Annotated in this window: 9 protein-coding genes; 3 read left to right on the top strand and 6 right to left on the bottom strand. The window is 66.3% G+C overall.

Translation table 11 applies throughout. The annotated features are described in order from the left end of the window. Positions 1–35: 35 nt before the first annotated feature. Both Aple_RS39485 and Aple_RS39480 read right to left on the bottom strand, forming a co-directional pair. Positions 36–1,661, bottom strand: coding sequence for a GTPase (locus tag Aple_RS39485; protein WP_155349883.1), 1,626 nt, complete (start codon positions 1,659–1,661; stop codon positions 36–38). Further along, positions 1,658–3,370, bottom strand: a complete 1,713-nt coding sequence (locus tag Aple_RS39480) for an ABC transporter (protein WP_155349882.1) — start codon at positions 3,368–3,370, stop codon at positions 1,658–1,660. Before Aple_RS39480 ends, Aple_RS39485 begins: the two co-directional genes overlap by 4 nt. Positions 3,371–3,675: 305 nt before the next feature. Between Aple_RS39480 and Aple_RS39475 the strand changes: the two genes are divergently transcribed. Together Aple_RS39475 and Aple_RS39470 are read left to right on the top strand one after the other, a co-directional pair. After that, complete coding sequence (locus Aple_RS39475) at positions 3,676–4,089, top strand: RidA family protein (RefSeq protein ID WP_155349881.1); 414 nt, start codon at positions 3,676–3,678, stop codon at positions 4,087–4,089. Between the two features lie 959 nt (positions 4,090–5,048). Continuing rightward, entirely contained in the window at positions 5,049–5,825 is a 777-nt protein-coding gene (locus Aple_RS39470; RefSeq protein WP_218038731.1) for a methyltransferase domain-containing protein, read from the top strand. A gap of 31 nt (positions 5,826–5,856) precedes the next feature. Here the strand turns inward: Aple_RS39470 and hemC are convergent, their stop codons facing one another. From hemC to Aple_RS39455, 3 genes are all read right to left on the bottom strand, one after another. Continuing rightward, on the bottom strand, positions 5,857–6,825 hold the full coding sequence (gene hemC / locus Aple_RS39465; RefSeq protein ID WP_155349886.1) for a hydroxymethylbilane synthase: 969 nt from the start codon (positions 6,823–6,825) through the stop codon (positions 5,857–5,859). 256 nt (positions 6,826–7,081) lie between these two features. Further along, positions 7,082–7,651 carry a helix-turn-helix domain-containing protein gene (locus tag Aple_RS39460; protein WP_155349880.1) on the bottom strand — a complete coding sequence of 190 codons (570 nt, stop codon included), beginning with the start codon at positions 7,649–7,651 and terminating at the stop codon, positions 7,082–7,084. Further along, positions 7,651–8,067 (bottom strand): ATP-binding protein, encoded by a 417-nt coding sequence (locus Aple_RS39455; RefSeq protein ID WP_155349879.1) that lies wholly within the window; start codon positions 8,065–8,067, stop codon positions 7,651–7,653. The genes Aple_RS39460 and Aple_RS39455 overlap by 1 nt, the downstream gene beginning before the upstream one ends. A 372-nt stretch (positions 8,068–8,439) precedes the next feature. Between Aple_RS39455 and Aple_RS39450 the strand changes: the two genes are divergently transcribed. Further along, positions 8,440–9,705, top strand: a complete 1,266-nt coding sequence (locus tag Aple_RS39450; protein ID WP_155349878.1) for a helix-turn-helix domain-containing protein — start codon at positions 8,440–8,442, stop codon at positions 9,703–9,705. A 129-nt stretch (positions 9,706–9,834) separates the two neighbouring features. Here the strand turns inward: Aple_RS39450 and Aple_RS39445 are convergent, their stop codons facing one another. Further along, on the bottom strand, positions 9,835–10,287 hold the full coding sequence (locus Aple_RS39445; RefSeq protein WP_155349877.1) for a MarR family winged helix-turn-helix transcriptional regulator: 453 nt from the start codon (positions 10,285–10,287) through the stop codon (positions 9,835–9,837). Between the last annotated feature and the right edge of the window lie 2 nt (positions 10,288–10,289).

Below are 10,289 nucleotides of genomic sequence, written 5' to 3'. Positions count from 1 at the left end.
GTGGGAAAACCACCGCTCCGAGCACTGCGGGCGGCTTAGCTGGAGGCTGTTTTTATTGCTTCGGTGAAGTTTTGGAATCTTGTTAGTTCTTCTTGGGCTGGGGTGAGGACTAGGCGTTCGCCTACCTCGGTGACGCTTGATTGGAGGGCTTTGTTGGCTTTGTGGGCGCGGTGTCGTCCGCCGAGCCAGGCGGCCAGGCGGGAGAGGAGGGCGACGAGCAAGCCGGTGATAGCGCCGCCGAGGAGGAGGGCGGTGGGCCAGGGGAGGCGGCCGATGGTGGGGGCGGAGGCTTCTGGGAGTTGGAGGTAGCTGAGGCCGAAGTAGGCCAGGAGCCAGAGGGCGCCGGCGATCATGATGGCGAAGAGTAGCCACTGGAGCAGGCCGACCGCGCGCCACCAGTGGGGGCGTTTGGAGACGCCAAGCGAGGTGGTCGCGACGGCTTGGTCGAGGGTGTCGGCGAGGTCGTCGGTTCTGCTGCGGGCCGCGTGCCTGACCACTGCCGCCCAGGGTTCCGGGACGCCGGTGGCGACATCTGAGCCGATTTGCCTGATCGCCGTGTCCAGTTGGGATCGTTGCACCGCGGTCGGGCTGGGCAGCGAGCTCCGTCCGGCCACCCAGACATCGTTGGGTGAGCTCCCGGAGGTTGGGGTGAGGTGGAAACGCCGCAGGGGGTCGGGGCGGAATTTGCGGAGCCAGCGGGTGATCGGCCAGCCGGTGGCCATGATCGCGCGGTGGCGGTGTGCTTTGGCGACGGCTTCTACGACCAGGGGTACTCCGGCGGCTTGGGCGAGGGCGTCCGCGAGGGGTTTGGTGAGGCGGTCAACGGAGTCCGTACCGGATCTGGGGGTGAGGTTGGCGGCGGCGGCGAGGGTGTCGGCGGCGGTGGCCACGTCGGCGGACAGCCGGGCAGACCAGGCGCGACGGCGGGCCACCTTCTGGGTGAGCATGCCACGCAACTCAGTCAAACCCAGTCCGGTACGCGTCGAGGTGCCCAACACCGGAACCCCGTCCAGTCCATCCTGGGCGAGTAGTCGCGCGAGATCGTCCAGACAGCGCTTGATCGCCTGATCGGGCAGCCGGTCGATCTGGTTGAGCACGATGACGGTGACATCCTTGTGGCGGGCCAGCGGGCGCAGGTAACGATCGTGGATGGCCGCGTCCGCGTACTTCTGCGGATCAAGCACCCACACCAGCAGATCGACGACGGCGACCAGCCGATCGACCTCCTGCCGGTGGGACAACTCGATCGAATCGTGGTCAGGCAGGTCGAGCAGGATCAACCCGGACAGTGGATTGTCCCCGCTGCCCATCGAATGGCGGCGCGGCACGTCCAGCCAGTCGAGCAGCGGCCCGGAACCATCCGGATCCCAGAGCGCCGCCCGCGCTTTCGACGTCGTCGGCCGGGTCACCCCCACCGGCGCCAGCGACGACCCGGCAACCATGTTGAACAGCGACGATTTCCCGCTCCCCGTGGCCCCGGCCAACGCCACCACGGTGTGATCGACCGACAGGCTCCCCCGCATCCCGGCCCGTGACACCACCTTCCGCGCCTCCGCCACAACCGACCCATCCAGCCGCCCCTCAGCCAGATCCGCCGCCGAGCCGAGCGCCTTCAGCCGATCCTCCAGCGGCACCTCCCGACCCCTGCGCAAGATCTTCACGCCGGAAGCTCCCGTTTCCGCTCCTGTACGGCCCGCGCCGCCACCCGCAAAGCCCCCGAATCCGGCGTATCCAGACCCTCCAGCAGCGCGGTGAAGCGCGCCTCCTCACCGTCCAGCAACGATCGCACCCGAGCCCGCAGATCGGCCCGCGCCCGATCGGTGAGCGTGCGCACCGCCTGATCCCCGAAGACCGCTTCGAGCAGCTTCTGGCTGAGCACGCTGGTGCCGCCCGCGATCCCGATCTCGATTCCGGTCAGGCCGCCCGTGGACGCGAAAACGGCCAGCATCAGCAGCAGGCCAAGACCGTTCACCCCGAACGACGCCGCCCTCGCCGAACTGCGCTTGCCCGCACCCTCGGATCTGACGAGATCGAGCACGTACCCCTGCCAGTCGCGCACTGCGGTCGCCGCCTGCCCCGCCAGTCCTTGCGAGGACCTCCCGAGCCGTCCCGCCGCGGCGACCCCCGCGCGTTCCAGCAGATCCCTCCCCGACGGCGTGGCCAGCCACGACTCGACGGCACGCTCGGCCGCGCCGTCGGCGGTAGCCCTGATGAGGGACTCGACCCCGCTCTCCAGGGCCGTTCTCAGCTGGCGGTCCGGGGCGGGCCTGCCGGTGATGACGGCCACGATCCGGTCGCGCAGCCAGCCGACCCTGGTCTCCAGCGACCGCATCAGGTCGCCGGTGCCGATGAAATCCTGCCAGCGGGCCAGCACCTCGCCACGCAGCAGCGAGCCGTCCCGCATGCCCTCGTCGAATCCGCTCATTCCGACGTCGTAGCTGCGCTCGGCCATCCCCCGCAGTTCCCCGATGCCCAGCCGCTGCCGATCCGCCGCGTCGGCCAGCACGGGAACCCGTACGGAGAGGCTGTCCAGCGCCCCCGCCAAGGTCTGCCGGACCACCTCGCCGCGCGCCTTCGCGTCGGCGGACAGGTCCGCCAGCCACTCCTTCACCGGCCGTACGACGGTTTCCGGCAGGCGGGCGTTCTCCTGCGGAAGAATCAACTCCGGGATCACGAAAAGCGGCGTACCGCCCAGGCCGTTGGCTCCGAGTAGCCGCCGCAGATCCTTGCTGACCGGATCGAGCGCCTCCGCCGGGACCCGCTGCAGGATGATCCCCAGTGCCGTACTGCGCTCCCTGGCGATCCGGAGGAACCCCCACGGCACCTCGTCGGCGTACCGGGATGCTGTGGTCACGAACAGCCAGAGATCGGCGGCGGCCAGCAACTGCGCGGCCAGCTCACGATTGGCGATAACGACGGAATCGATATCAGGCGCGTCCAGCAGCGCAAGCCCTTCCGGCAACGACGTCGTTTCGACGATCTTCAAGGTGCCCGGTTCGCCGGACCCCACTCCCGTGACGCGCGGAAGCCCCGGCAGCACATGGGCGGCCGTGAACCACGACGCGTCCTCTGGATTGGCCACCAGCGTCGGCGCCAGCGTGGTCGGCCGCAGCACCCCCGGCACGGTCACATCCGTCCCCACCAGGGAATTGACCAGCGTCGACTTCCCCGCCCCCGTAGACCCACCGACCACCGCCAGCAAAGGCGCGTCAATGGCCGCCAGCCGAGGCAACAGGTAATCGTCCAGCTGCCCCCTCAGCTCCTTCAGGGCACGCCGATCAGCCGCCACGTCCCCGATCGCCAGCGGAAACAAGTCGTGCTCAAGCTGGCTCCGCAGGCTACGCAGAGCCGCCAGCAGCTCATCGGCCATGCCCCGGATCTTCCCTGGGGATGGCCCTCACAACGCCCCAACAACTACTAATTTGCCGAGATATCGCCATACGCGCCCCCGCTACCTGCTGGATCGGGGCGTTCCGCCACCATCGATCGCGCTGACCTGATGCCGTCATCCCAGGTACGCCGTCGGTAAAGATGTGACGCTTTCCGTGACACGATTGACGAACCCGACCCCACCGCCATCGCTGCGGCATACACCGGCGGCCCACCAGCTCGAGATACCCAAAGGCGACCGCGTCACGGACGGACTGCCGGTCAGTCCGCCTGCCAAGGAGAGCGATGACCCTCGCGATCGAGCCGATCGATCCTTCCAACCTGCCTGAATCATCGCCGGCGTATACGCACGGAACACTAGTTTCTGGGGCACACCAAACGCTTTACATCAGCGGCCAGCCACCGTGGACCACCAGCGGCGACATCCCAGTCGACTTCGCTGGGCAGTGCCGCCTCGCCTGGGACAACGTGAAATCTGTGCTCGCCAGCGCCGGAATGACGGTTCGCAACCTCGCGAAGGTCACCGTCTACCTGTCCGACCGACAGTATCGGGAGGCCAACGCCCGAATCCGACACGAGGTACTCGGCGACCACCGGCCCGCAATCACGATCATCATCACCGGCATCTACGACGAGACCTGGCTACTGGAAATCGAAGCCATCGCCATCACACCTGCCCCCGCTCAAGATCCGACCTGAAAGTCAGTGCCGCTTGTGGTGGTTGGCGGCCTTGCGGACCAGTTCGGCGTCTCCACCCAGCGTGAGGCAGCGTAGACCTGCCATGGTCCAGAAGCGATTTACGGAAATATAGCCTTACGTGCTCGAGGTGGTCCCGCTCTCGCCAGGCGACGGCTGTGTTGGCAGGAGCGGGCGGCACTTCTCCAGTGCCTTCGCCACCTTCGGATCCGCCTGATCCAGATTCTGAAGGCCGCGCACGTCCTCAACCCCGTTGTCCTTCATGCAGGTACGAAACGCGTTGAGCGCGGAATCATCGAAATTCCCCCGCCGCCCCGGCCCACCCGACGGCATCAACGACCGGCACGCCTCCAAAGCCTTCTGCGCCTCCTCCCCCATGGCGCCGAAACCCCCCTGACCCCCCTGACCCCCACTCGGCCTCGGGAACGGGGACCCACTCGGCCGAGGAGCCGGGGTAACCCCGTGCTCGCGCATACAGTCGGTGAACGCCGAACGCTGATCACCCGAAGGTTGTGCGCCGGTGGGCACGGCGTCCTCCCCGCCACAAGCGGCAGAGGCCAGCACGACAGCGACAACGGCGACGATCCGAAGGTACGCGATCACGGAGCAGACTCCCGTGGACTCGAGGCCGGGGGGTTCCGGCAACACCCATCTCAGAGCAGCCGATTAGGAACCGCTTGAACCCCGGCTGTGAGTCACCTGTCAATCCCAAATGCTCCCGCAGGGTCATCGCAAGGGTGAGACTGCGACGAGCGGCGACTGCTGGGCCCTGGTCCGGCCGGCCGCGGCCGACGTCGCCGCCTTCTGCGAGGCTCGCCGCCCCGATCCAGCCGGAACGGACTGGCTGCCGTCTGCACCCAAGACCTCAAACCTCCGGAAAGCTCGCGGGAGGGGCGCATATCTGCACGAGGTGTTGACGTCTTCTGCTCGGGGGGCGCATATATGTCTGGTTGAGTGTGCGCGTGATCGAGAACAGCAGCCTGGCCCGTCCTGACCCGATCGTCTATCTCGATCAGGTAGCCGCGAGCGCACCGGGGCGAGCCTATAAGCAGCAGGTGATGGATCTGCTTGAGCTTCAGCCGGGGCAGACGGTGCTCGATATTGGCTGCGGGCCGGGGACCGACCTCGCGGCTATGGCCTCTGCCGTCATGCCGGACGGCATGGTCATCGGTGTCGACCGCGATCCGGTGATGGTCGCGCAGGCTCGGGCCCGGCTGGCTGAGCAGCCCATGATCGAGATCCGCTCGGGCGACGTGCACGCGTTGCCGTTGGACGATGGCAGCGTCGATCGGGCTCGTACCGACCGCGTGCTCCAGCACGTAACCGACCCGTCCCAGGTACTGGCCGAGTTTCGCCGGGTGGCCCGCCCCGGAGGACGCATCGTCATGGCCGAACCCGACTGGGAAGGCCTGCTGATTGACTCCACGCGGCCCGCCACGGGCCGAGCACTGATCCGATTCATCACTGCGGAGATCATCCGCAACGCGACCATCGGCCGCAGTCTCCCGCGGCTTTGCGTGGATGGGGGCCTCAGCGTGCGGTCCGCCACCGCCATGGCGCCGGTGTTTCGTGACTTCACCATGGCTGATCAGCTCTTCGGGCTGCGCCGAAACGTGGCCCGAGCCATCGATGCCGGCTATCTCGACGCCGATGGCGAGCAATGGATCGAGGAGATCGCAGCTGGGCCGTTCCTGGCCACGGCCATGTTATTCCTGGTAACAGCCGAGGTCCCCGCCTGAGGAGAGGTTCGTCTGGTCGCTCATCTCCCGGTCAGTGTGGGATGCCCCTGATGATGTCCCGAGCTCCCTTACGCCCCAGCACCGATGCCACGTACGCGCCCAACTCCTCCGCCCGGTTGGGGGTGTCCCACTCATGGGCGTACGCGAACTGGCCGCCTTCCCGGGTGAACACCATGCCGATCAGCGACAACTGGCCGTCCGGCGTGGTGTGGCAGTGCCCGGCGATCGGGGAATTGCAGTGGCCCTGCAAGGCGTGCAGCATCGCCCGTTCCGCTCGAACGTGGACCCGGGTCTCCGCGTGATCCAGCAGCCGCAGCAGTTCCACCACGGCCGCGTCACTCCCGCGGCATTGCAGCCCGATCACCCCCGCGCCCACCGCGGGACACATCACGTCCAGCGACAGCACCTCACCGATCCGGTCATCCATCCCTATCCGCCGCAGGCCGGCAGCGGCCAGAACCAGCGCCTCGAACCGGTGCTCCGCGTCCAGGCGCGCCAGTCGCGAGTTGACGTTTCCCCGGATCCGGTCCACGTGCAGATCAGGGCGATGCCGCAGCAACTGCGCCTTTCGGCGGACCGATGAGGTCCCGATCGAGGTGCCTGGCGGTAGCTCGTCCAAGCTTCGGAAGGGCGACCCATTCCGCCAGACCACCGCGTCATGTACGTCGTCACGCTCCAGGTAGGCCGCGAAGCAGGTACCGGGCGGAGGCGGGATATCGCCAGGCACGTCTTTGAGGCAGTGAACCGCCGCATCGACCACGCCCATCACCAGCGCCCGGTCGATCTCCTTCATGAACGCGCCCTTGCCGCCCAACTCCGCCAGATCTCCCTGCCAGCGATCTCCGCTGGTCTCGATCCCGATCACCTGGACATCCAGGTCCGGGCAGATCTCGAAGATCCGGTCCGCCACATCACGCGCCTGACCCATAGCCATGGGCGAGGTCCGCGTCCCCAGTCGCAGAGCCCGCCCCTCCAGCCCTCGGGCCACGAACCTCCGCATCAGCGACGCCTGATCATGGTCAGGCCCGCTTCCCGCTCCCCGTCCGACCACCGACAGCGTCGCTCTGCTCACGCGCCCTGCCACCGCCTTCCTGCCAGCCCATTTCTTGATCTCAACATCGGTACGGAACCTCATGCGCCTTACGACCATCAGTCGCCAAGGCCACCATCTTGATCACATAGGTGACCGGGTGCTGGTCCGGGCCCCCGGTTTCGCACGCCTATCCTTCCCTCACGGCCAGGACGGCGTCTCACACTCATGCCAGGACGCGCGACACGTCCGGTCGGCGATGCTCTGCCAGATGGTTGCCCCGGCGACCGCTCGCGTTCGCGGAGATGAGACGGTGGATGGGCCAGTCCTCGCAGGGTGCGGCGAAGGTGCCCCGGTAAGGGATGCTGTAGGCCCAGCCCTGATATTCCAGGCGGCATTTGGCCACGTCGGCAACCTCGTCGCTGACCAGATAGCGGGCTCTCAGCTCCCGCTGGGTGCCCACCCGCTCGTGTACGGCGATCTCACCGTCACGGATGCGGGCCGCGAGATGGTCGGACACCACGATGATCCGCTCCTCCATGCGCACGGAATAGAACGACGTCCACTCCTCACCGGGGTTTCCGACGACCAGACCCACAGCCGGATCCAAGCGGATCAGCCGCCGCCTTTTGAGCTGACGCCAGATCCAGAGGGCCTGCGTGGACGCGAGATTGTAGGTGTCCACCAGCTCAGCCGCGCTGGGCACCCGAACACCCTGCGCGAGCTCACCACTGATGATCCGCGCCGCCAACTCGTCAACGATCCGCTGAACGTACCTCAAGGCCGGCGCGGTCATCAGGCCGCCTCATCAAGGGTCGCGTAGACGACTTTTCCGCCGATCGCCGACAACCGGTATCCCCATACCGTCGCAAGCGCATCGACTAACAGAAGCCCTCGCCCACCGACATCCTCCATCGAAGGGTTGACCAGCTTCGGCGGCAGACGGCTGCGATCCCACACCTCCAGAACGACGCGCCCGCCGATCCGGTAGAGGCCAACGCCTACCACCCCTGGCTGGCTTTCCACCAGTCCGCCTGGCGCGACTAGATCGGCACCCGCCGCTGTGACATCAGCGGTGGATTGAATCGCATTCGCGACGAGCTCGCCGATGATGAGCTGAGCGCACTCGACGAGATCCGCTCGGCCCCACGCGGTAAGCGTCCGCCCCACACAGCGACGCGCGATTGAAGCCGAGATCGGATGCGCCAGCAAACGCTCATACGAACTCTGCCGAATCTGGATCGGTTCCGCTCTACCTGGTTTTCGGTGTACACCTCCTCGCGTAACTCCGGACGAATCATCTGGAGAACGATCATTTCGCCGGACATAACGACTGTTACTATCCTGTTCCATTGAGTCAGGGCCTCTTCCTGATCGAGGACTCGGCTGATCGTTCGCAGCGCCAGCCGAGCCCGCCTGAGTTCTCGTGTTGTCGCGCGCAGCAGTGCCATAATTGGCCCATCATCAGGAACTGAAAAGACGAATAGCGTGTCGAGACGCCAATGACACGCGGCGACACGATCGCGAGGGATTGTCATTGCCAACCCGATCGACCCGAAACAATCGCCCTGGAATCTCCTCGGCGTGGCTCTCCGCCATTGGCGTAAAGACATCCGCGATATCGGGCTACGCCCCCTCGCCGATGAGATCAACTGGAGTTACTCCCACCTAGCGAAATGGGAACGGGGAGAGCAACAGCCGCACGCCGATGCGATCAAGACTCTGGATGCCAAACTCAACGCGGGTGGATATCTTGTGGCACTTCACGCGGCCGTATCCGAGCTTGACCAACTCCGCAGGGGTACCCTCGATGAAGAACCCCTCGACGAGGACGGCTATATGGAACGCAGAGAACTTATGCGGAACGCCGCAGCCTTCGCTGCTGCCGGTGCAGTCGCTCCCGTGCTCACTACCTTGACCGACGCCTGGCGTATGTCATCGCCAGATCGCTCCCTGCCCGGCGCGAGCGTGACCCAGGCGATGATCGATGACTGGGAGAACGCGGCGGATGTGCACGTCAGGCGGGCATATTTTGATCCGCCCGCTACCGTCCTCGCCGCCGTCGCCGTAGATTACACCGACATGGCTCCCCACCTAAGTCGCACTCAGCCCGCTGCCATACAGCGCGATCTCGCTCACGCCGCCGCACGGCATACGGCCGTGATCGCGGGAAAGTGGTTCGACCTGGGCAACAGCCGAGAAGCACACCGCTGGTGGGCCAAGACACGAGAGCTGAGCGAGCAATCATCAGATCCATTGCTCGCGTCATGGCTGCGGAGCTGCGAGGTGGGGTATCGGCAGCAAGATCCGCAGGAGGATCTCGTCAACGTACTCTCAACAGCACAGGAAGCACGACGTCTCGCTGGAGACCGCTCGAACGTGGCACTCGTCTCAGCGCTCAGCGCCGAAGCCCAAGCTCTCGCGACGATGGGCCGCAGCGACGAAGCGATTACCGCGCTCCTCCGAACCGAAGAGGTATTCACTCGCCTCCCGGCCCAGATCACGGCAGATCGCGATTGGCTGCGACGGGGAACTTATTTGGACCGGAGTCTCATCTATACGCTCGCCGGCGATAGCAGGCGGGCTGCTGAGGCGCAAAGCGCCGCCCGGAATCTCTATCCGGCGACGCACCGATCAGCGATCGTGATCCAGCTCCATGGTGCCGCTCTCCAGGCTCGCACCGACCCTGAGCAAGGTGCCGACGAGGCGCTTCGGATCGTCGGGGCACTCCCCACCGGCCGACGAGACACCAGGGTCATACGGGCAGCTCACATCGTTCTGGATGTCGCGCCCGAGAATGCCCACCTCCTCCCGGCCGCACGGGAACTGCGCGCCCTCACCGCAGCCTGACCAGAGACGAAGCATTCTCGCCCGTCCGACAGTTCAAACATCACACCAAACCCCTGACCAGGGGACAGCCAGCATCCACGAAGATCTTGTCTTGTCCCCGACGGGTCAAGTGCCACCGCTCTGCCCGAATTAGGGTGGCGTGGTGCCAAGTGCCTTGTTGTATTGGCTGAGGAGGTCGACGAAGTCGGCCAGGTTTTCGTCGGGCCAGTCGCCTAGTTTGTCGTCGAAGCGTTTGCGTAGGCCGGTGGTGGCGTCGGCTACGCGTTGGGCGGCGGTGGCGCTGGCTGAGAGCAGGGTGGCGCGGCCGTCGGCGGGGTCGGGGCCGCGGGTGATCAGGCCGAGGTCGGCGAGGTGGGTTAGGAGGCGGCTGACCGCGCCCTTGTCGATGTCGAGGTTCTCGACGATCGACGTGGCGCGGGCGGGGCCGTGGTCGGTGAGCCAGGCGAGGATGAGGTAGCCGGAGGGTTGGAGTTCCGGGTGGACTGCCCGTGCACGCTCAGCGACCACACACTTGATCCGGCGCAGCAGGATGGCCATCTCGCTTTCGAGGCGGCGCATTGAGTCGACCCGGCTTCTGGTCACGC

Source organism: Acrocarpospora pleiomorpha (assembly GCF_009687885.1).
In the GTDB taxonomy this organism is placed as follows: domain Bacteria; phylum Actinomycetota; class Actinomycetes; order Streptosporangiales; family Streptosporangiaceae; genus Acrocarpospora; species Acrocarpospora pleiomorpha.
Note: the sequence above shows the minus strand (reverse complement) of the source record. Positions and strands in the feature narration are given on the sequence as shown.